General features: G+C 75.0%; 20 protein-coding genes and 1 riboswitch. Of the genes, 17 read left to right on the top strand and 3 right to left on the bottom strand.

Annotation, left to right across the window (positions count from 1 at the left end; translation table 11 throughout):
- The first annotated feature begins 67 nt into the window (after window positions 1-67).
- Together CXR04_RS01035 and CXR04_RS01030 are read left to right on the top strand one after the other, a co-directional pair.
- On the top strand, window positions 68-1,321 hold the full coding sequence (locus tag CXR04_RS01035) for a CaiB/BaiF CoA transferase family protein (protein ID WP_101420025.1): 1,254 nt from the start codon (window positions 68-70) through the stop codon (window positions 1,319-1,321).
- Window positions 1,318-2,430, top strand: coding sequence for an HpcH/HpaI aldolase/citrate lyase family protein (locus tag CXR04_RS01030; protein ID WP_101420024.1), 1,113 nt, complete (start codon window positions 1,318-1,320; stop codon window positions 2,428-2,430). Before CXR04_RS01035 ends, CXR04_RS01030 begins: the two co-directional genes overlap by 4 nt.
- Before the next feature lie 86 nt (window positions 2,431-2,516).
- Here CXR04_RS01030 and CXR04_RS01025 read toward each other — a convergent pair whose 3' ends face one another.
- A complete protein-coding gene (locus tag CXR04_RS01025) occupies window positions 2,517-4,742 on the bottom strand; it encodes an NADP-dependent isocitrate dehydrogenase (RefSeq protein ID WP_101420023.1) in 2,226 nt (741 codons plus the stop codon).
- A 193-nt stretch (window positions 4,743-4,935) separates the two neighbouring features.
- On the opposite strand from CXR04_RS01025, the gene CXR04_RS01020 reads away from it, so the two are divergent.
- A complete protein-coding gene (locus tag CXR04_RS01020; protein ID WP_101420022.1) occupies window positions 4,936-5,640 on the top strand; it encodes an LmeA family phospholipid-binding protein in 705 nt (234 codons plus the stop codon).
- 20 nt (window positions 5,641-5,660) lie between these two features.
- On the opposite strand, the gene CXR04_RS01015 is transcribed toward CXR04_RS01020, so the two are convergent.
- Complete coding sequence (locus CXR04_RS01015) at window positions 5,661-6,038, bottom strand: hypothetical protein (RefSeq protein WP_234379969.1); 378 nt, start codon at window positions 6,036-6,038, stop codon at window positions 5,661-5,663.
- Window positions 6,039-6,740: 702 nt separating this feature from the next.
- Between CXR04_RS01015 and CXR04_RS01010 the strand changes: the two genes are divergently transcribed.
- The 4 genes from CXR04_RS01010 to CXR04_RS00995 all read left to right on the top strand — a co-directional run bounded on the left by CXR04_RS01010 (window position 6,741) and on the right by CXR04_RS00995 (window position 11,495).
- Window positions 6,741-8,180, top strand: a complete 1,440-nt coding sequence (locus CXR04_RS01010; protein WP_101420020.1) for a GuaB1 family IMP dehydrogenase-related protein — start codon at window positions 6,741-6,743, stop codon at window positions 8,178-8,180.
- Window positions 8,181-8,251: 71 nt separating this feature from the next.
- A complete protein-coding gene (locus tag CXR04_RS01005) occupies window positions 8,252-8,707 on the top strand; it encodes an Lrp/AsnC family transcriptional regulator (RefSeq protein WP_101420019.1) in 456 nt (151 codons plus the stop codon).
- A gap of 154 nt (window positions 8,708-8,861) precedes the next feature.
- The gene (locus CXR04_RS01000; RefSeq protein ID WP_101420018.1) at window positions 8,862-9,650 is read left to right on the top strand and encodes a carbon-nitrogen hydrolase family protein; all 789 of its coding nucleotides are present in this window, start codon (window positions 8,862-8,864) and stop codon (window positions 9,648-9,650) included.
- A gap of 126 nt (window positions 9,651-9,776) precedes the next feature.
- A complete protein-coding gene (locus tag CXR04_RS00995) occupies window positions 9,777-11,495 on the top strand; it encodes a flavin monoamine oxidase family protein (RefSeq protein WP_101420017.1) in 1,719 nt (572 codons plus the stop codon).
- A gap of 71 nt (window positions 11,496-11,566) precedes the next feature.
- On the opposite strand, the gene CXR04_RS00990 is transcribed toward CXR04_RS00995, so the two are convergent.
- Window positions 11,567-12,271, bottom strand: a complete 705-nt coding sequence (locus tag CXR04_RS00990) for a DUF5995 family protein (protein WP_234379968.1) — start codon at window positions 12,269-12,271, stop codon at window positions 11,567-11,569.
- Between the two features lie 192 nt (window positions 12,272-12,463).
- A riboswitch (FMN riboswitch) is annotated at window positions 12,464-12,594 on the top strand.
- Window positions 12,595-12,767: 173 nt separating this feature from the next.
- On the opposite strand from CXR04_RS00990, the gene ribD reads away from it, so the two are divergent.
- From ribD to CXR04_RS00940, 10 genes are all read left to right on the top strand, one after another.
- Complete coding sequence (ribD, locus tag CXR04_RS00985; RefSeq protein WP_101420016.1) at window positions 12,768-13,910, top strand: bifunctional diaminohydroxyphosphoribosylaminopyrimidine deaminase/5-amino-6-(5-phosphoribosylamino)uracil reductase RibD; 1,143 nt, start codon at window positions 12,768-12,770, stop codon at window positions 13,908-13,910.
- Between the two features lie 2 nt (window positions 13,911-13,912).
- The gene (locus CXR04_RS00980) at window positions 13,913-14,530 is read left to right on the top strand and encodes a riboflavin synthase (RefSeq protein ID WP_101420015.1); all 618 of its coding nucleotides are present in this window, start codon (window positions 13,913-13,915) and stop codon (window positions 14,528-14,530) included.
- On the top strand, window positions 14,527-15,192 hold the full coding sequence (locus tag CXR04_RS00975) for a nicotinamide mononucleotide transporter family protein (protein ID WP_101420014.1): 666 nt from the start codon (window positions 14,527-14,529) through the stop codon (window positions 15,190-15,192). Before CXR04_RS00980 ends, CXR04_RS00975 begins: the two co-directional genes overlap by 4 nt.
- Complete coding sequence (locus tag CXR04_RS00970; RefSeq protein WP_101420013.1) at window positions 15,189-16,556, top strand: bifunctional 3,4-dihydroxy-2-butanone-4-phosphate synthase/GTP cyclohydrolase II; 1,368 nt, start codon at window positions 15,189-15,191, stop codon at window positions 16,554-16,556. Before CXR04_RS00975 ends, CXR04_RS00970 begins: the two co-directional genes overlap by 4 nt.
- Before the next feature lie 64 nt (window positions 16,557-16,620).
- Window positions 16,621-17,106 carry a 6,7-dimethyl-8-ribityllumazine synthase gene (gene ribH, locus CXR04_RS00965; RefSeq protein WP_101420012.1) on the top strand — a complete coding sequence of 162 codons (486 nt, stop codon included), beginning with the start codon at window positions 16,621-16,623 and terminating at the stop codon, window positions 17,104-17,106.
- A gap of 34 nt (window positions 17,107-17,140) precedes the next feature.
- On the top strand, window positions 17,141-17,413 hold the full coding sequence (locus CXR04_RS00960) for a phosphoribosyl-ATP diphosphatase (protein ID WP_101420011.1): 273 nt from the start codon (window positions 17,141-17,143) through the stop codon (window positions 17,411-17,413).
- Window positions 17,414-17,464: 51 nt separating this feature from the next.
- Complete coding sequence (gene hisG / locus CXR04_RS00955; protein WP_101420010.1) at window positions 17,465-18,313, top strand: ATP phosphoribosyltransferase; 849 nt, start codon at window positions 17,465-17,467, stop codon at window positions 18,311-18,313.
- A complete protein-coding gene (locus tag CXR04_RS00950) occupies window positions 18,310-18,744 on the top strand; it encodes a PH domain-containing protein (protein ID WP_101420009.1) in 435 nt (144 codons plus the stop codon). The genes hisG and CXR04_RS00950 overlap by 4 nt, the downstream gene beginning before the upstream one ends.
- A gap of 168 nt (window positions 18,745-18,912) precedes the next feature.
- Window positions 18,913-20,283: a hemolysin family protein gene (locus CXR04_RS00945; RefSeq protein WP_101420008.1), complete on the top strand. Its 1,371-nt coding sequence runs from the start codon at window positions 18,913-18,915 to the stop codon at window positions 20,281-20,283.
- Complete coding sequence (locus tag CXR04_RS00940; protein ID WP_101420007.1) at window positions 20,280-21,392, top strand: hemolysin family protein; 1,113 nt, start codon at window positions 20,280-20,282, stop codon at window positions 21,390-21,392. Before CXR04_RS00945 ends, CXR04_RS00940 begins: the two co-directional genes overlap by 4 nt.
- Window positions 21,393-21,394 lie beyond the last annotated feature (2 nt).

Here is a 21,394-nt window from a genome sequence, read left to right as displayed (position 1 = left end):
CCGCGGGGCCACGGGCGTACGGCCCGCGCACGGCTCCGCAACGCACCACCGAGGAAGGCGCGACACCATGACCCACACCCCCTCCTCCGCCGCTTCCAGCGCTCCCGCTTCCGGCGACCCCGCCTCCCCGGCGCCGCCGGCCCCGCTCGCCGGGCTGCGCGTCCTGGACCTCGCGACGCTCTTCGCCGGGCCGCTGGCCGCGACCATGCTCGGCGACTTCGGCGCCGAGGTCGTCAAGGTCGAGCACCCCGCCAAACCCGACCCCTCGCGCGGCCACGGCCCCGCCAAGGACGGCGTCGGCCTGTGGTGGAAGCTGCTCGGCCGCAACAAGAAGAACGTCACCCTCGACCTGTCCACGCCCGGCGGGCGCGACGTGCTGCTGCGGCTGGCGGCCGGATCCGACGTGATCGTCGAGAACTTCCGCCCCGGCACGCTGGAGAAGTGGGGCCTCGGCTGGGCGGAGCTGTCCGCTGCCAACCCCCGGCTGGTGCTCGCCCGGGTCACCGGCTTCGGCCAGTTCGGCCCGTACGCCCGCCGCCCCGGGTTCGGCACCCTCGCCGAGGCGATGAGCGGCTTCGCCGCCGTCACCGGCGAGCCGGACGGGCCGCCGACGCTGCCGCCGTTCGGCCTCGCGGACTCCGTCGCCGCGCTCTCCACCGCCTACGCCGTGATGACCGCGCTCGCCGGGCGGGACCGCACCGGGCGCGGGCAGGTGGTCGACATGGCCATCATCGAGCCGATGCTGACGGTGCTCGGCCCGCAGCCGCTCTGGTACGACCAGCTCGGCTACGTCCAGCCGCGTACCGGCAACCGCTCCACCAACAACGCGCCGCGCAACACCTACCGCACCGCCGACGGCCGCTGGCTCGCCGTCTCCACCTCCGCGCAGTCGATCGCCGAGCGCGTGATGCGGCTCGTCGGGCGGCCCGAGCTGATCGAGGAGCCGTGGTTCGGCACCGGCGCCGGCCGGGCGGCGCACGCCGGGGAGCTGGACGAGGCGGTCGGCGGGTGGATCGCGCGGCACGACGCGGCGACGGTCGTCGCGGCCTTCGAGAAGGCGCAGGCGGCGGTGGCGCCGGTGTACGACATACGCGACGTGATGGCCGACGAGCAGTACCGGGCGCTGGGCTCGATCACCGAGGTCGAGGACGAGGAACTGGGCACGCTGAAGATGCAGAACGTGCTCTTCCGGCTCTCCGAGACCCCGGGCGCGATCCGCTGGGCCGGCCGGCCGCACGGCGCGGACACCGACGCGGTGCTGGCCGGGCTGGGGCTGACCGGCGCGGAGATAGCCGGGCTGCGCGACGAGGGGGCGGTGTGAGCACGCCGCGCGCGTCCGCGGTCGCGGCGGATCCGGCGGGCGCCGGCGGGCCGGGGGACACCGGGGAGGCGTATCTCACCTGGCTGTACGTGCCCGGGGACCGGCCCGCGGTGGTGGCCAAGGCGCTGCGCAGCGGCGCGGACGTGGTGCTGGTCGACCTGGAGGACGCGGTGGCGCCCGAGCGCAAGGCGTACGCGCTGGCGGCCACCGCGGAGCTGCTGGCCGAACCGCGTCCCGGCCAGGTGCCGGTGCACGTCCGCGTCAACGCGCTCGCCGGCCCGCTGGCGGACGGCGAACTGCGCACGCTGGCCCCGCTCCCGGGCCTGGCAGGACTCCGGCTGCCGAAGACCGGCGGCCGGGAGGAGGTCCTGCGCGTGGCAGCGGCCGCCCTGGCGGCCCGCGCCGGTGCCCCCGCACCCGTACCGGCGCCCGGGGACCGCACGCGCTACGGCACACCCGGCTCCGGCGCCGCGGGCCCGGACGACGCATCCGGCACGGCGGGCCCGTATCCCGGCGGCGCCCCCGCCCACACCCCCGCGCCCGGCGAACGGCCCGGTCCCGCCGGGGCGGACGGCCTTCCCGCGCCGTCCCTCGGCCACCCCGCCACCGGCGGTGTCCCGCCCCTCTACCCGCTCCTCGAATCCGCCCTCGGCATCGAGCGCGCCTACGAGATCGCCGCCGCCCACCCCGCCGTGCGCGGCATCGCCCTCGGCGAGGCCGACCTGCGGGCCGAGCTGGGCGTCGCAGACGACGCGGGGCTGGCCTGGCCGCGCAGCCGCGCCGTCGTCGCCGCCCGCGCCGCGGGGCTCGCCCCGCCGGCCCAGTCGGTCTACCCCGACGTCGCCGACCTCGACGGCCTCGCCCGCTCCTGCGCCGCCGGACGGGCCCTGGGCTTCCTGGGCCGTACGGCGATACACCCCCGCCAACTGCCCGTGATCGAGCGCGCGTTCCTGCCCACCCCGGGGGAGGTCGAACGGGCCGGGGAGATCGTCGCCGCCGCGGCCGCGGACGCCGGCGCCCTCGCACTGCCTGACGGCCGCTTCGTCGACGCCGCCGTCGTCGCCGAGGCCCGCCGCACCCTCCGGCTGGCCCGCCGCCGTACCGCCTGACACGCCACCGCCCCGGCCGGGGTCCCGGCCGGGGCGGTGGCGGCGGTACGGGCGCGGCGCCCCCGCGCGGGGGCGGGCGCGAGCGCTCAGCTCAGCGCCGACAGCGCCTCGTTGAGCGTCTGCGACGGACGCATGACCGCCGCGGCCTTCTCCGGGTCCGGCTGGTAGTAGCCGCCGATGTCGGCCGGCTTGCCCTGCACCGCCAGCAGCTCCTCGACGATCTTCTCCTCCCGCTCCGCCAGCGTCGCCGCCAGCGGCGCGAACGCCTCCGCGAGCTTCGCGTCCGCGGTCTGGCCGGCCAGCTCCTGCGCCCAGTACAGCGCCAGGTAGAAGTGGCTGCCGCGGTTGTCGATGCCGCCGACGCGGCGGGTGGGCGACTTGTTCTCGTTGAGGAACGTCGCCGTCGCCCGGTCCAGGGTGTCGGCGAGGACCTGGGCGCGGGCGTTGTCCGTCGTCTGCGCCAGGTGCTCGAAGGAGACGGCCAGCGCCAGGAACTCGCCGAGGCTGTCCCAGCGCAGGTAGTCCTCCTTGACGAGCTGCTGCACGTGCTTGGGCGCCGAGCCGCCGGCGCCGGTCTCGAAGAGGCCGCCGCCGTTCATCAGCGGGACGACGGAGAGCATCTTGGCGCTGGTGCCCAGCTCCAGGATGGGGAAGAGGTCGGTGAGGTAGTCGCGCAGCACGTTGCCGGTGACCGAGATGGTGTCCTCGCCGCGGCGGATCCGCGCCAGCGACAGGGCCATCGCGTCGGCCGGGGCGAGGATACGGATGTCCAGGCCCTCGGTGTCGTGCTCCGGCAGGTACTCCCGCACCTTGGCGATCAGCCGGGCGTCGTGCGCCCGGTCCTCGTCCAGCCAGAAGACGGCCGGGTCGCCGGTGGCGCGGGCGCGGGTGACGGCGAGCTTGACCCAGTCGCGGATCGGCGCGTCCTTGGTCTGGCACATGCGGAAGATGTCGCCCTCGGCGACCGGCTGCTCCAGCACGACGGCGCCGGCCGCGTCGACGACCCGTACGGTGCCGGCCGCGGCGGCCTCGAAGGTCTTGTCGTGGCTGCCGTACTCCTCGGCCTTCTGCGCCATCAGGCCGACGTTGGGCACCGAGCCCATCGTCGCCGGGTCGAAGGCGCCGTGGGCACGGCAGTCGTCGAGGACGACCTGGTAGATGCCCGCGTAGCTGCTGTCCGGGATGACGGCGAGGGTGTCGGCCTCGGCGCCGTCGGGGCCCCACATGTGGCCGGAGGTACGGATCATCGCGGGCATCGAGGCGTCCACGATGACGTCGCTGGGGACGTGCAGGTTGGTGATGCCCCGGTCGGAGTCGACCATCGCCAGCGCCGGGCCCTCGGCCAGCTCGGCGTCGAACGACGCCTTGATCTCGGCGCCCTCGGGCAGCGCGTCGAGGCCGGCGAGGATGCCGCCGAGCCCGTCGTTCGGGGTCAGGCCCGCGGCGGCCAGCGTCGCGCCGTACCGCGCGAACGTCCGGGGGAAGAAGGCCCGTACCGCGTGGCCGAAGACGATGGGGTCGGAGACCTTCATCATCGTGGCCTTCAGGTGCAGCGAGAACAGCACGTCGTCGGTCTTCGCGCGGGCGACCTGCTCGCCGAGGAACGCGCGCAGCGCCTCGACGTGCATCACGGAGGCGTCGACCACCTCGCCGGCGAGCACCGGCACCGCCTCGCGCAGCACCTCGGTGGTGCCGTCGGCGCGGGCCAGCTCGATGCGCAGGCTGCCGTCGCGCTCGACGACCGCGGACTTCTCGGTGGAGCGGAAGTCGTCGGCGATCATGTGCGCGACGTTCGTCTTCGACTCCGGGGTCCACGCGCCCATGCGGTGCGGGTGGTTGCGGGCGTAGTTCTTCACCGAGGCGGGGGCGCGGCGGTCGGAGTTGCCCTCGCGCAGCACGGGGTTGACGGCGCTGCCCTTGACCTTGTCGTAGCGGGCGCGGATGTCGCGCTCCTCGTCCGTCTTGGGCTCGTCCGGGTAGTCCGGCAGGTCGTAGCCGTGCGCCCGCAGCTCGGCGATGGCGGCCTTGAGCTGCGGGATGGACGCCGAGATGTTCGGCAGCTTGATGATGTTCGCCTGCGGCGTCTGCGCCAGCGCGCCCAGCTCGGCGAGCGCGTCGGGCACCTGCCGGCCGGCCGGCAGCCGCTCGGGGAAGTGGGCGAGGATCCGCCCGGACAGGGAGATGTCGCGGGTCTCCACCTCGACCCCGGCGGTCGCGGCGTACGCCTGGACCACCGGCAGGAACGAGTACGTGGCCAGGGCCGGGGCCTCGTCGGTGTGGGTGTAGATGATCGTCGATGCTGATTCGGTCACCGGGTGCTCCAGTCCGCGTCGCTGCTCTGCCGGATTGCTTGATATCAAGATATCCCCTGGGTGCCGGGCGCCGGACAGCGCCCTGGGCCGCGGGGCGGGTAGAGATGCGTCACACCAGGCCCGGGGCGCGGAAGGCGCCCGTGGGGGACCGGATAGGCTCCCGGAACCGACACTCCCGGGGGGGACCTGTCTCATGCGCGGACTGCGAATCTTGCTGGTGGTGTGCCTCGTGCTCGGGGTGCTCTTCGTCGCCGCCGACCGGCTGACCGTCTACATAGCGGAGGGGAAGGTCGCGGAGAAGATCCAGGCAAGGCAGGGCCTGGAAGGCAGCACCGACGTGTCCATCAACGGCTTCCCGTTCCTCACCCAGGTCTACGGCAAGCACCTCGACGACGTCGACGTCACCATGACCGGCATCCGCGCGGACCCGGCCGCCGCCGGCACCGGCGAGCGGCTGATGATCTCCGAGTTCAGCGTGGACCTGAGCGGTGTCGAGCTGGACGGCGACTACGGCGGCGCGACCGCCGAGAGCGCCGAGGGCTCCGCCGTCATCGCGTACGAGGCGCTGTCGCTCGCGGCCGGGCAGAAGGGCGTCAGGTTCGCCTACGGCGGCGAAGGCAAGGTGAAGGTCACCGCGAGCGCGGCGACGCTGAACGCACCGGAGCCGGCCGAGGTGCTCTCCACCGTCAGCACCGAGGGCGGCGACACCATCCGGCTGGAGGCGGACGAGGTCCCGGTGGCCGGCGTGCCCGGCGCCGAGGAGACGGTGCGCGGTGCCGTCGACCTCGAACAGCGGGTCGGCGGGCTGCCGGACGGCGTACGGCTGGAGATGGTCACGGCGACCGCGGACGGCATCGTGGTCGACGTGACGGGCGAGGGGATCCGGGTCGCGGGCTGACCGCGGGCGGCGCCCGGGGCTCAGGTGAGGTTCACCAGGAAGTCGTGGCACGCCTGCTCGCAGCGGCGGCACGCCGCCGCCCGCTCGGCCGCCCCCGGCGCCTCGGCCGCCAGCCGCTCGTAGTCCTCGGCACACGCCGCGCACGTCGCCGCGCACAGCTCCACCTGGGCCCGCAGCCCCGGTGTGTCGTGCCGGCCGTGCTGCGAGAGCATCCGGGCGGTCTGCTCGCACACGTCCGCGCACCGCAGGTCCAGCCGCTGCACCGCGCCGGGCTCGGCCGCGCCCGCGGGCTGCAGGCAGGCCGTCGCGCACTCCGCGCACGCCTGCGCGCAGACGAAGCCGTCCTCGATGTAGCGGACGAGGGCTTCACGATCGAGTTCGTCGGCCGAAACGGCCACCTGGATCGCCTCCTTCACCGTGACCTGCCGCCCTTCTGTTCTCAGCCCACGGGACCGGGCTGCGGATTCGGCTCCGGCACCGGGTCGGGGCCGGGCGGCCGGGGGATCGGATCCGGCTCCGGCGGCGGCTGCGGCACGGGTCCGGGCCCAGGCCCAGGTCCAGGTCCAGGTCCAGGCCCAGGTCCGGGTCCAGGTCCAGGCCCAGGTCCGGGTCCAGGCCCAGGTCCGGGTCCAGGCCCAGGTCCGGGTCCAGGTCCGGGACCGGGTCCAGGTCCAGGCCCGGGACCCGGCCCCGGCCCGGGGCGCGGATCCGGACCTGGGCCGGGCGGTGCGGGGGGCGTCGGCGGCGGCAACGGCGGTACGGGGTCGGGCTCCCGGTCCGCCGCCGGGGCCCGGCGGGTCCCGGTGGTCGCTGCCGGCACCCGGGTCGGCTGCGTCGACATGTCGTCCTCCCGTGACGGGGCGTGCACGTGTGTCCGTAGCGGTCAAGGGGGCGGGTGCCCCGCCGCACCCTGCTTCACGCCCCCGCGCCGCCAGATCCGCCCGATTGCCGCCACGGCGGAGCCCTCCGCCCGGCCGCGTGCCCCCCCCCGCCGCGCGGGTCCGCCCGCCGGTTCCTCGTACGATCGCACCGGCCCGCCGCCGCCGGCCCGGAGGACCCGTCCGGGGGCGATCCCGCGGCCACGTGGGACACTCAAGTACGTGCGTTTCCTGAATGACTCTCCCGCCCCGTACGACCTGACGTACGACGACGTCTTCATGGTCCCCCGCCGCTCCGGCGTGGGCTCCCGCCAGGCCGTGGACCTGTCCTCCGCCGACGGCACCGGCACCACCATCCCGCTCGTCGTCGCCAACATGACGGCCATCGCCGGCCGCCGGATGGCCGAGACCGTGGCCCGCCGCGGCGGGCTCGTCGTCATCCCGCAGGACATCCCCATCGACGTGGTCACCGAGGTCGTCTCCTGGGTCAAGCAGCGCGACCTGGTACTCGACACGCCCATCGTGCTCGGCCCCCACTCCACCGTCGCCGACGCGCTGGCGCTGCTGCCCAAGCGGGCGCACGGCGCCGCCGTCGTCGTCGAGGACGGCCGCCCCGTGGGCGTCGTCACCGAGGCCGACCTGAACGGCGTGGACCGCTTCACCCAGCTCTCCGAGGTCATGTCCCGCGAGCTGCTGACCCTCGACGCGGACATCGACCCGCGCGAGGCGTTCAACCGGCTGGACGCCGCCCACCGCAGGCTCGCCCCCGCCGTCGGGCCCGACGGTCGGCTCGTCGGCCTGCTCACCCGCAAGGGCGCCCTGCGGGCCACCCTCTACACCCCCGCCACCGACGCCCGCGGCCGGCTGCGCGTCGCCGCCGCCGCGGGCATCAACGGCGACGTCGCCGGCCGTGCCAGGCAGCTCCTCGACGCGGGCATCGACACCCTCGTCGTGGACACCGCGCACGGCCACCAGGAGCAGATGATCCACGCGCTGCGCGCCGTCCGCGCCCTGGACCCCGAGGTGCCCGTGGTGGCGGGCAACATCGTCGCCGCCGACGGCGTACGCGACCTCGTCGAGGCGGGCGCCGACATCGTCAAGGTCGGCGTCGGGCCCGGCGCGATGTGCACCACCCGCATGATGACCGGCGTGGGCCGCCCGCAGTTCTCCGCCGTCCTGGAGTGCGCCGCCGAGGCGCGCCGGCTCGGCAAGCACGTGTGGGCCGACGGCGGCGTGCGGCACCCCCGCGACGTTGCCATGGCGCTGGCCGCTGGCGCGTCCAACGTCATGATCGGCTCCTGGTTCGCCGGCACCTACGAGTCCCCGGGCGACCTCCAGCAGACCGCGGACGGCCGGCTGTACAAGGAGAGCTTCGGCATGGCCTCCGCGCGCGCCGTACGCGGCCGCACGGTCGAGGAGTCCGCGTACGACCGCGCCCGCAAGGGGCTCTTCGAGGAGGGCATCTCCACCTCGCGGATGTTCCTGGACCCGGCGCGTCCCGGCGTCGAGGACGTCATCGACGCCGTCGTCGCGGGCGTGCGCAGCGCGTGCACCTACGCCGGGGCGGCGACGCTGGAGGAGTTCCACGAGCGGGCCGTCGTCGGCGTGCAGAGCGCCGCGGGGTACGCCGAGGGCAAGCCGCTGCACGCGAGCTGGCAGTAGCCGCCCTGCGGTCGGATGCACTACGCCGGCCGCGCCGGGAGCGGCCCGGCCGGCCGTGGTGTACTGCGGACATGCGACTCGACGAGCTGGACGAGCGGATCGTGCGCGCCCTCGCCGAGGACGCCCGCCGCACCTACGCCGACATCGGCGCCGAGGTCGGCCTGTCCGCGCCCGCGGTCAAGCGGCGCGTGGACAGGCTGCGCGCCGCCGGCGCCATCACCGGCTTCACCGTACGGGTCGACCCCGCCGCGCTCGGCTGGGCCACCGAGGGCTACGTCGAGCTGTACTGCCGCTCCAACACCGGCCCCGGCGACATCCGCCGCGCGCTCTCGCGCTACGCGGAGGTGGCCGCCGCCTCCACGGTCACCGGCGACGCCGACGCCATCGTGCAGATCTTCGCCACCGACATGCGCCACTTCGAGGACGTGCTGGAACGGATCGCGGGCGAGCCCTTCGTCGAGCGCACCAGATCGGTCCTCGTCCTCTCCCCGCTCGTCCGCCGCTACGCCCCCGACCCGCCCCGCTGAGCCGCACCGCCGCGGCACGCAACGGATCACCGCCGGGGCCCGCACAGACGCAACGAATCGCCTGGTCGGACGCAATCGACCGGCCTTGTTCCGGGCCTGGCGCAGGACGTACCGTCGGGGGAAACGCACCCACCACCCGCCTGCGAGGTTGCCCATGGCGCCGCTGCGCACCGCCCTGCTCCAGGGGCCGGCCGGGGTGCCCCCGAGCAGACGGGAGGCCCTCGCCGCACTGGAGGCAGCCGCCCGGACCGCCGCCGCCGGGGGCGCGCGGCTGCTCGTCGCCTCCGAGCTGTTCCTCAGCGGGTACGCCACCGACCCCGCGGGCCGCGCCGAGCCGGCCGACGGCCCCGGCGCCCGCGCCGTCGCCGGCATCGCCGCCGACCACGGCCTGTCCATCGCCTACGGCTACCCGGAGCGGGACGGCTCGGACGTGTACAACGCCGTCCAGCTCGTCTCCCCGTACGGCTATCCGTCGGCCAACTACCGCAAGACGCACCTCTTCGGCGACTTCGAGCGCAAGTTCTTCACCCCCGGCGACACCCCCGTGGTCCAGGCCGACGTCGACGGCATCCGCGTCGGCATCCTGATCTGCTACGACGTGGAGTTCCCCGAGCCGGTGCGGGCGCACGCCCTGGCCGGCACGGAGCTGCTGCTCGTGCCCACCGCGCTGATGCGCCCGTACGAGATCGTGCCCCGCACCCTCGTCCCGGCACGCGCCTACGAGAGCCAGTTGTACGTCGCGTACGTCAACCGCGTCGGCGCCGAGGGCGAGCACCACTTCGCCGGGCTGAGCTGCCTGGCCGCACCCGACGGCACGGTGCGCGCCCGCGCCGGGCACGACGGCGAGGACCTGCTGCTCGCCGACGTCGACCCGGCCCGGATCGCCGCCGCCCGCCGGGACAACACCTATCTCGCGGACCTGAGGCCCGAGTTGTACGCCTGACGCCCCGCGCCGAAGTCCCGCACCCGCAGCCCGTACCCCGTACCCCGTACCCGCAGACCCGTACCCAGCCACGCCCCGGCGGCGGCCGCGCGCCGCCCTGCCCGCACGCCCGAGGAGCCCCGCCCGATGACGTCCACCGTGCCCACCGCCGTCCACCCCGCGGGGGAGGAGACCGCCCGGCGGCCGATCACGATGTTCGGCCCCGACTTCCCCTTCGCGTACGACGACTTCCTCGCCCACCCCGCCGGGCTCGGCCAGATACCGGCGACGGAGCACGGCACCGAGGTCGCCGTGATCGGCGGCGGGCTCTCCGGCCTCGTCGCCGCGTACGAGCTGATGAAGATGGGCCTGAAGCCGGTCGTCTACGAGGCGGACCGGATCGGCGGCCGGCTGCGTACCGAGACGTTCCCCGGCTGCGACCCCGCGCTCACCGCCGAGATGGGCGCGATGCGCTTCCCGCCGTCGTCCACGGCACTGCGGCACTACATCGACCTCGCGGGCCTTACGACCCGCCCGTTCCCCAACCCGCTCGCCCCCGGCACCCCTTCGACCGTCGTCGACCTCAAGGGCGAGTCGCACTACGCCCGCACCATCGACGACCTGCCGCAGGTCTACCGCAACGTCGCCGCCGCCTGGGCCGACTGCCTGGAGGAGGGCGCGGACTTCAGCGTCATGAACCGCGCCATCCGCGAGCGCGACGTGCCGCGGATCCGCGAGCTGTGGGCGGCTCTGGTCGAACGGCTCGACAACCAGACGTTCTACGGCTTCCTCTGCGACTCCGACGCCTTCCGTTCCTTCCGGCACCGGGAGATCTTCGGCCAGGTCGGCTTCGGCACCGGCGGCTGGGACACCGACTTCCCCAACTCCATCCTGGAGATCCTGCGCGTCGTCTACACCGAGGCCGACGACGACCACCACGGCATCGTCGGCGGCAGCCGGCAGTTGCCGCTGCGGCTCTGGGACCGCGCACCCGGCAAGCTCGTGCACTGGCCGCACGGCACCTCGCTGGCCGCCCTGCACGCCGGCGGCACCCCCCGCCCTGCGGTCACCCGGCTCGCCCGCGCCGCCGGCGAGCGGATCACCGTCACCGACTCCGCCGGCGACGTACGCACCTACCGGGCCGCCGTCTTCACCGCCCAGTCGTGGATGCTGCTTTCGAAGATCGACTGCGCCGACGAACTGCTGCCCATCGACCACTGGACCGCCGTCGAACGCACCCACTACATGGCCTCGTCCAAGCTCTTCGTGCCCGTGGACCGGCCGTTCTGGCTGGACCGGGCCGTCGACGACAAGGGTGAGCCGACCGGGCGCGACGTGATGTCCATGACGCTCACCGACCGCATGACCCGCGGCACCTACCTCCTCGACGAGGGACCGGACCGCCCGGCGGCGATCTGCCTGTCGTACACCTGGTGCGACGACAGCCTGAAGTGGCTGCCGCTGCCGGCCGAGGAGCGGATGGAGGTCATGCTGAAGTCGCTCGGCGAGATCTACCCGGGCGTCGACATCAGGAAGCACGTCATCGGCCCGCCCGTGACGGTCTCCTGGGAGGACGAGCCGTACTTCATGGGCGCGTTCAAGGCCAACCTGCCCGGCCACTACCGCTACCAGCGGCGGCTGTTCACCCACTTCATGCAGGAGGCGCTGCCCGAGGGCAAGCGCGGGCTGTTCCTGGCCGGCGACGACATCTCCTGGACGGCGGGCTGGGCCGAGGGCGCGGTGCAGACCGCGCTGAACGCGGTGTGGGGCGTGATGCGGCACTTCGGCGGCGCCACCGACCCGGCCAACCCCGGGCCGGGCGACGTCTTCGACGCCATCGCCCCGGTGGAGCTGCCGGAGGACTGACCCCGGCGGCGGCCGGGCGCCCGGTCCGTACGGCGTGAGCGAGCTGCCGCGCTACGGACCGGCCGCCCGGCTCAGTCGTCCGGCCGGCCGCCCAGCGGCACCAGCAGGCAGCGCGAGACCAGCCCCACCGACTGGTCCAGCCGCTCGCCGAACTCCTCGCCCACCTCCGGCAGCCCGCGCAGCCGCCACAGCACCCGGGCCGCCGCCCACGCCGCGTCCCGCGCGCGCTCCAGGCTCCAGGCACCCGCGAGGTGGGTGAGCGGATCCGCGACGTCCAGCAGGTCGGGCCCCGGCATGAGCTGCTCGCGGATCCGCTCCTCCAGCCGTACGAGCAGCTCGCCCACCCGCTCGTAGTCGCCCTCCACGTCCTCGGGGTCGCGCCCCAGCGCGCGGCAGGTGGCGACGACGGCGAGCGGGAGGTCGTAGCCGATATGGGCGTTGATCCCGGCGAGCGCGAACTGCAGGGTGTGCACGCCGCGATGGCGGCGGGCCTCGAACAGCGGGCGCCAGCACGCCGGCGGGCGGCGGCCCGCCGCATCGTCCTGCACCGCGGCCAGGAACCGGCCGGCGAAGTCCGCGGCGAGCCCGGCGGCCGCGGTCCTGTCGGCGAAGCCGCCGGCCGCCAGATGCAGTCGTACCTCGTCGGTCACCGCGAGATAGACCGAGGTGAAGACCGCCACCCCGTCGCGCCTGGGCAGCTCGCACGTCAGCGCGCGCATCCGTTCCGCGGCGGCGTCGAGGGCGCCGGAGGCCGCCGTGTCCTGCACAGACGTCATGGCGGTCACCCTGGCAGCCGGGGGACCGCGCGGCCATCACCCGCCAGGGCGAGGCCCGGAGCACCCCTCGTACGAGTGGTGCCCGCCGTCCCGCCGGGACCCCGCAAGGCCGCGCGCAGGTGATCCAGCCCACAGGATCCGGCGGATTGACCGCCGCCGGGGCGTGGCAGACTGGAGGCGTACCAGTGACGTACGCGCACTCCGGGGTCGGTGAAAATCCGAACCGGCGGTTAAAGTCCGCGACCCGGCCGCTGCCAGCGGCCGGTTGACCAGGTGAAATTCCTGGACCGACGGTGAAAGTCCGGATGGGAGGCAGTGCGCGGCGGGATGCCACAGGTGCGCCGCCGGCGGCGGCCCGCCCCTTTCCGGGCGGTCCACCCGTTTCCCGGCCGGCGCTCCGGTGATCGCGTTCCGTGACTGTCGTGAAGACAGGCCCCGGAGTCCGTGCCCGACGAGGCAGGAGGACCCGGTGGCCACCCCAGCCGAAGCGCAGGCCATGCGCCGCGCCATCGCGCTCGCCTCCCGGGCGCTCGGCGACACCAGCCCCAACCCCGTCGTCGGCTGCGTGATCCTCGACGCCGCAGGACACCCGGCGGGCGAGGGCCACCACGCCCGCGCCGGCGGCCCGCACGCCGAGGTCGCCGCGCTGGCCGACGCGGGGGAGCGGGCCCGCGGCGGCACCGCCGTCGTGACCCTCGAACCCTGCAGCCACACCGGCCGCACGGGTCCCTGCGTCCGCGCGCTCGCCGCAGCCGGCGTCGCCCGCGTCGTCTACGCCGTCGCCGACCCCACCCCTGCGGCCGGCGGCGGGGCCGCCGCGCTCGCGGCCGCCGGCATCGAGGCGGAGGGCGGCCTGCTCGCCGACGAAGCCGCCGCCGGGAACGAGCCGTGGCTGACCTCCGTGCTCCGCGGCCGCCCCTACGTGCTCTGGAAGTACGCCGCCACCCTCGACGGCCGCAGCGCCGCCGCCGACGGCACCAGCCGCTGGATCACCTCGCCGGCCGCCCGCGCCGACGTCCACCGGCTGCGGGCCGAGGCCGACGCCGTCGTCGTCGGCTCCGGCACCCTGCGCGCCGACGACCCGCAACTCGCCGTCCGCGGCCCCCGGGCCGAGGCCGGCGTCACTCAGCCGCTGCGCGTCGTCGCCGACACCGAGGGCACCGCGCTCACCCCCGGCGCCCGGATCCTCGACGGCGCCGCCCCCACCCTCGTCGCCGTGGCCGCCGATGCCGCGGACTCCGCCGTCGACGGCCTCACCGCCGTCCTCGACGCCGCCGCGGCCCGCGCCGGCCGCCGCGCCGACGTGGTGCGGCTGCCGCGCGCCGCCGGCGGCCGCGGGCTCGACGTCGCCGCGCTGCTCGCCGCGCTGTACGGGCGGGACGTGCGCTCCGTACTGCTGGAGGGCGGCCCGGCCCTGGCCGGGGCGTTCCTCGCCGCAGGAGTCGTCGACCGGGTCGTCTGCTACCTCGCCCCCGTCCTGCTGGGCGCCGGGCCCGCCGCGCTCGCCGACGCCGGAATCGGGACGATCGGCGAGGCGTTGCGCCTCGATGTGACCGCCGTCGATCACCTCGGCCCCGACCTCCGGCTGACCGCCGTGCCGGGTCCCGTGCCCGAGCCGCCCGCCACCAAGGAGAGCTGACGTTGTTCACCGGAATCGTTGAAGAGCTCGGCGAGGTCGTCGCCGTCGAGGAACTGCCCGACGCCGCCCGCTTCCGGCTCCGCGGCCCCGTCGTCACCGAGGGCGCCCGGCACGGCGACTCCATCGCCGTCAACGGCGTGTGCCTGACCGTCGTCGGCCACGAGGGCGCGGAGTTCACCGCCGACGTGATGGCAGAGACGCTGGACCGCTCCAGCCTCGGCGGCCTCGGCCCCGGCGACCGGGTCAACCTGGAGCGCCCCACGGCCGTCGGCGGGCGCCTCGGCGGGCACCTGGTGCAGGGCCACGTGGACGGCACCGGCGAGATCACGGCGCGCAGGACCTCCGACAACTGGGAGGTCGTCACCGTCTCGCTGCCGGCCGATCTCGCCCGCTACGTCGTGGAGAAGGGCTCCATCACCGTCGACGGCGTCAGCCTCACCGTCGTGGAGGCGGGCCCCGACTTCTTCACGATCAGCCTCATCCCCACGACGCTCGCGCTGACCACCCTCGGCTTCACACAGCCGGGGGACAGGGTCAACCTGGAGGTCGACATCGTCGCCAAGTACGTCGAGCGGCTCGTCGCCCCGCACGCGGCCCGCGCGGGCGGAGCACGGGAGTGAGCGCCCTGGACTCCCTGAACGGCGTGGCCTTCTCGGTGTTCGGCGAGGACATCAAGTGGGCCGACATGACCGGCAACGTGCTGGGTCTTGGGGCCCTCGCGCTCGGCTGGCGCCGCTCCGTGGCGGTCTGGCCGGCCCAGTTGCTCTCCGGCGCGGTGCTCGTCGTCGCGTACGCCTCCGCCGGCCTCACCGGCGGCGTCGGCAAGCAACTGCTCGTCGTCGGCGTCTCGGTGTGGGGCTGGACGCAGTGGACGCGCGGCCGGCGCGAGAGCGGCGCGATACAGGTGCGCTTCGCCACCTGGGCAGAGCGCGCCTGGCTCGTCGCCGCCACCGCGGCCGGCACCACCGCAGTCGCCCTGCTCTTCCTCGCCGTCCCGTCGCTGTCCTGGAACCCCTGGCCGGACGCCTACCTGTTCACCGGCTCCGTTGCCGCCATGGTCGCCATGGCCCGCGGCTGGGTCGAGTTCTGGTTCGCCTGGCTCGCCGTCGACGCGGTCGGTGTCCCCCTCGCGTACTCCGGCGACCTGAAGTTCTCCGCCCTCGTGTACGTCGTCTACGGCGTCGTCGTCCTCCTCGGCCTGCGTGCCTGGTGGACCGCGAGCCGCCGCACCGCCCCGCCCGCCGCCGGGCGGCCGGAGGCACTGGAAGGAGCCGCCGCATGACCGCTCTTACGACCTGGCAGCCCGCCGGGGACGTGGAGGATCTCCGCCTCGACCCGGTCGAGCGCGCCATAGAGGAGATCGCCGCCGGCCGGCCCGTGGTCGTCGTGGACGACGAGGACCGCGAGAACGAGGGCGACCTCGTCGTCGCCGCCGAGCTGATCACGCCCGCCACCGTGGCGTTCATGATGCGCGAGTGCAGCGGCATGATCTGCATGCCGATGACGGGCGGGGAGCTGGACCGGCTCGGCATCCCGCAGATGGTCGAGCGGAACACCGAGTCCCTGCGCACCGCCTTCACCGTCACCGTGGACGCCTCCGCCGCCCACGGCGTCACCACCGGCATCTCCGCCTCGGACCGGGCGGCCACGATCCGGCTGCTCGCCGACCCCGCCGCCGTCGCCGCGGACTTCGTCCGCCCCGGGCACATCTTCCCGCTGCGTGCCCGCGAGGGCGGCGTGCTCGTCCGCAACGGGCACACCGAGGCGAGCGTGGACCTGGCCCGGCTCGCGGGGCTGCGGCCGGCCGCCGCGATCGTGGAGATCGCCGGCGAGGACGGCGAGATGCTGCGGCTGCCCCAGCTCGTGCCGTTCGCCCGCAGGCACGGCTTCGCGATCATCTCCATCGCCGACCTCGTCGAGTACCGCAGGACCGCCGAGCCCGCCCCGGCCGACCACGAGCCCCCCGCGGGCCCGGCCGCCGCCGAGCCCCCCGCCGCGGACGCCCCCGCCGTACGCCGCGAGGCCGAGACCCGGCTGCCCACCGCGTACGGCGACTTCACCGCCTACGGCTACCGCTCGGCGGCCGACGGCGTCGAGCACATCGCCCTGGTCATGGGCGACGTCGGCGGGGACGACGACCTCGACGAGGGGGTGCTGGTACGCCTCCACTCCGAGTGCCTGACCGGCGACGTCTTCGGCTCCCAGCGCTGCGACTGCGGCCCGCAGCTCCACGCCTCGCTGCGCCGCGTGGCCGCCGAGGGCCGCGGCGTCGTGATCTACCTGCGCGGCCACGAGGGCCGCGGCATCGGCCTGCTGTCCAAGCTGCGCGCCTACGAGCTCCAGGAGCGCGGCCGCGACACCCTCGACGCCAACCTGGAGCTGGGCCTGCCCGCCGACGCCCGCGACTACGCCGCCGGCGCCCGCATGCTCGCCGACCTCGGCGTCACCTCCGTGCGTCTCATGACCAACAACCCGGAGAAGGTCGACGCCCTGCTCCGCCACGGCCTGGCCGTCACCGGCCGCGAGCCCACCCCCGTCGAGGCCGGCGAGCACAACCTGCGCTACCTGCGCACCAAGCGCGACCGCATGGGCCACCACCTGCCGTGGCTGGACGGTGCGCCCGTCGCGGTGTGCAGCAACCAGTGACCCCGTAGCGGCACCGTTTCCCGACCACCCGCACATCCGTACAGCACAGCGAACGAGGAGAGCCGTGAGCGGCAAGGGCGCACCAGAACTGACCGTGAAGAACTGCGAGGACCTGCGGGTCGCCGTCGTCGCCGCGCTCTGGCACGAGCAGGTGATGGACGGGCTCGTCGACGGCGCCCTGCGCGCCCTCGGCGAGCTGGGCATCGCCGAGCCCACCCTGCTGCGCGTGCCCGGCAGCTTCGAGCTGCCGGTGGCCGTCAAGGCGATGGCCGGCCGCGGCTACGACGCCGTCGTCGCCCTCGGCGTCGTCATCCGCGGCGGCACCCCGCACTTCGACTACGTGTGCCAGGGCGTCACCCAGGGCCTGACCGGCGTCGGCGTGGAGACCGGCGTGCCCGTCGGCTTCGGCGTGCTCACCTGCGACACCGAGGAGCAGGCGCTTGCCCGTGCCGGGCTCGCGGACTCCGTGGAGGACAAGGGCCACGAGGCGGCCACCGCCGCCGTGGCCACCGCCACGGCGCTGCGCAGCGTCGCGGAACCCTGGCGCTGAGCGCCCCCGCGGACCCCGTAGACTTGGGCCCACCATGGCCAGCAAGACATTCGAGGAGCTCTTCGCCGAGCTCCGCCAGAAGGCCGCCACCGGCGACCCCGCCACCTCCCGCACCGCCCAGCTCGTCGAGCAGGGCGTGCACGCCATCGGCAAGAAGGTCGTCGAGGAGGCGGCGGAGGTCTGGATGGCCGCGGAGCACGAGGGCGAGGAGCGCACCGCGGAGGAGATCTCCCAACTCCTCTACCACCTCCAGGTGATGATGGTCGCCCGGGGCATCTCCCTGGACGACGTCTACGCCCACCTCTGACGCCCGTACGCCCCCGTCAGCCGACCCGGCAGAACAGGAAGAGTCACGACCATGCTGCGCATCGCCGTCCCCAACAAGGGTTCCCTCGCCGAGCCTGCGTCGGCGATGCTCCATGAGGCCGGCTACCGGCAGCGCACGGACCGCCACGAACTGGTGCTCACCGACGCCGGCAACGACGTCGAGTTCTTCTTCCTGCGCCCCCGCGACATCGCCGTCTACGTCGGCTCCGGCCGCCTGGACATCGGCATCACCGGCCGCGACCTGCTGCTCGACTCCGGCGCGAGCGCCGAGGAGATCATGCAGCTCGGCTTCGGCGCCTCCACCTTCCGCTACGCCACCCGCCCCGGCACCGCCGCGGGCGTCGCCGACTTCGGGGGGAAGACGGTCGCCACGTCCTTCTCCGGGCTGGTCGCCAAGCACCTGGCGGACAACGGCGTGGACGCCGACGTCGTCCACCTCGACGGCGCCGTGGAGACGGCGATCAAGCTCGGCGTCGCCGAGATCATCGCCGACGTCGTGGAGACCGGCACCACGCTGCGGCAGGCCGGCCTGGAGATCATCGGCGAGCCGATCCTCAGCTCCGAGGCGATCGTCATCCGCGGCACCGGCTCGCCCCGGGAGGAGCCGAAGGTACGGCAGTTCCTGCGCCGGATGCAGGGCGTCCTCGTCGCCCGCAGGTACGTGATGATGGACTACGACATCCGCGCCGAGCACCTGGAGAAGGCCGTGGCCCTCACCCCCGGCCTGGAGTCGCCCACCGTCTCGCCGCTGCACCACGAGGGATGGGTCGCCGTCCGCTCGATGGTGCCCACCGCGGACGCCCAGCGGATCATGGACGAGCTGTACGACCTGGGGGCGCGGGCGATCCTCACCACCACGATCCACGCCTGCCGCCTGTGAGCGCCGCCGAGCTGCCGGTCACCTTCCGGCCCCGTCGCACCCGGGTCGTGCTCGTCGGCGCCGGCCTGGTCATCTTCGCCACGCTCACCGCGATCGGCCTGACGCTGAGCCTGAACGTGGGGGAGCGGATCAGCTTCATCGTCGTCGGGCTGTTCTTCCTCGGCGGCCTGCTGCTGCTCGGCCGGCCCCACGTGGTCGCGGACGACGACGGCGTCACCGTCACCAACCTCACCCACCGCCGGCACCTGGCCTGGGCCGAGATCCTCCGCGTCAACCTGGGGCCCGGCGACCCCTGGGTCTCCCTGGACCTCGCCGACGGCACGAGCCTGCCGGTGATGGGCATCCAGCCGGGCATCGCCAGGGAGCAGGCCGAGCAGGACGCGCGGGCGCTCGCCGGGATGGCCGCGGAGCGCGGCACGGCCGGCGCCTGACTCTGCCCTGCGCCCCCGAGTCGTGTTTACTCTGGTGCGCAGGGCCCCCGAGGGGCCCTCCCGGAGCCCGCGCACCGGGTCACCCGGCGACCCGAGGAGTGAGCCCCCCAGGGCGATGGACGGATCCTCCTGTAGTACCGGCGCCGCCTCCCGCGCGGAGGCGGCGCGATGATCACCTCACTGGCCCTGCTGGGCCTCGCGTTCCTGCTGATCCTGGCCAACGGCTTCTTCGTGGCGGCCGAGTTCGGGCTCGTCGCGGTGGAGCGCCCGCAGGCGGAGCGGGCCGCCGCGGCCGGCGACCGGCGGGCCGCCCGCGTCGTGGCCGCGCTGCGGCAGTTGTCGTTCCAGCTCTCCGGCACCCAGCTCGGCATCACCCTCACCTCGCTGGTTGTCGGCATGCTCGCCGAGCCCGCGCTCGGCCGGCTGCTGCGCGGCCCGCTGACCGCCGCCGGGCTGCCCGCGGGCGCGGTGCCGGGCACCGCGCTGGCCGCGGGGGTGCTGCTCGCCTCGGCGGCGCAGATGGTCCTCGGCGAGCTGGTGCCGAAGAACTGGGCGGTGTCCCGGCCGCTGGCCGTCGCCCGCTTCGTCGCCGGGCCGCAGACCGCGTTCTCGCGCTTCTTCCGCCCGCTCATCGCGCTGCTCAACACCGCGGCCAACCGGCTGGTGCGGCTGCTGGGCGTCGAGCCGGCCGAGGAGCTGGCGTCGGCCCGTACGCCCACCGAGCTGGGGTCGCTGGCGCGCAGTTCCGCGCAGGCCGGGATGATCGAGCCGGACGCCGCCGACCTGTTCGTACGCACCCTCTCGCTCGGCGGGCTGACCGCGCAGCACGTGATGACCCCGCGGGTACGGGTGGTCGCGCTGCAGTCCTCCGCCACCGCCGCGGACGTCCTCAACCTCACCCGCGCCACCGGACTGTCCCGCTTCCCCGTCTACGCCGGCCGGCTGGACGAGGTCACCGGCATGGTCCACCTCAAGGACGCCCTCGCCGTCCCCGCCGCCCGCCGGGCGCGCACTCCCGTCGCGCGGATCGCGGTGCCGCCGCTGCTGGTGCCGGGGACGCTGCCGGCGCAGCCGCTGCTGGAGAAGCTGCGCGGCGGGCAGCCGATAGCCGTGGTCGTCGACGAGTACGGCGGCACGGCGGGCGTCGTGACGCTGGAGGACATCGTCGAGGAGCTGGTCGGCGAGGTCCGCGACGAGCACGACCGGGAGGTCGACGGCGTCCCCGACCTGCGGGCCGCGCCCGCCGCCGACGGCCGCCCGGCGTGGGACGCCGACGGCGGCTGCCGACTCGACGCGCTGCGCCGGATCGGGCTGACGGCGCCGGAGGGCCCGTACGAGACGGTGGCGGGGCTCGTCGCCGCGCTGCTGGGCCGGATTCCGGCGGCCGGGGACACGGCGGCGCTGCCGGGCTGGCGGCTCGCCGTACGGCACGTCGACCACCACCGGGCGGCGCTGGTACGGCTGGTGCGTACCGCAGGCGACGCGCCCCCGGTGCCCGCCGCGGCGGGCAGGGGCGAGGCGGAGGGGAGGGCCGCGTGAGCGCGCTCCAACTGGCCTTCGCCGCGCTGCTGGTGCTGGCCAACGGGTTCTTCGTGGGCGCCGAGTTCGCCCTCGTCTCCGTCCGCCGCAGCCAGATCGAGCCGTACGCCACCGCCGGCTCCGCCCGCGCCCGCCGGGTGCTCCACGGTCTTGAGCATCTGCCGCAGATGATGGCCGCCGCGCAGTTCGGCATCACGGTCTGCTCGCTGACCCTCGGCGCGCTCGCCGAACCCGCCATCGCCTCGCTGCTGGAGCCCGCCTTCCATGCAGCCCACGTGCCGCACGGCCTCATCCACCCGCTCGGCTACGCCGTCTCGCTGGCCGTCGTCGTCTGCCTCCACCTCGTCGTCGGCGAGATGGTGCCCAAGAACCTCGCGCTGGCCGCGCCCGCGGCGGCGGCCCTGTGGCTCGCGCCCGCGCTGGTCGCGTTCGCCCGGCCGTGCCGCCCCGTCACGGCGCTGCTCGGTGCCCTGGCCCGGCACCTGCTGCGGCTGGTGCGGGTGGAGCCGCGCTCGGCGCTCACCAGCGTCTACACCACCGAGCAACTGACCGACCTGGTCGCCGACTCCCGCGACGCCGGGCTGCTCGGCGACGGCGAGCAGCGCCGGCTCAACGACGCGCTGGGCCTCGGCTCGCGGCCGGTGACCGACGTGCTGCTCGACCCCGGCTCGATGGTCGCCGTCACCGCCTCCGCCACCCCGCGGCAGGTCGAGGAGCTGACGGTGCGCACCGGCTTCTCGCGCTTCCCGGTGCGCGACGCCGGCACCGGCGCGGCAGGACCCACGTATCTCGGCTATCTGCACGTGAAGGACGTCCTCGACCTGGACGAGCGCGAACGGGCCGTGCCCGCGCACCTCTTCCGGCCGATGACCGTGCTGCGCCCGGAGCTGCCGCTGGACGACGCGCTGGCCGCGATGCGGCGCGGCGCCTCCCATCTGGCGGCGGTGGCCGACCCGGCGGCGCCGGGTCGGGTGCTGGGGCTGGTGACGCTGGAGGACGTGCTGGAGCTGCTGGTCGGCGAGGTACGGGACCCCGCCCACCGGCTGACGGTGCGGCAGCGGACGGCGGGCGGGACGGCCGCGGAGTCCGTGCCCACCTCGGTCGGCTGACC

The organism is Streptomyces sp. CMB-StM0423, assembly GCF_002847285.1.
Lineage (GTDB): Bacteria > Actinomycetota > Actinomycetes > Streptomycetales > Streptomycetaceae > Streptomyces.
Note: the sequence above shows the minus strand (reverse complement) of the source record. Positions and strands in the feature narration are given on the sequence as shown.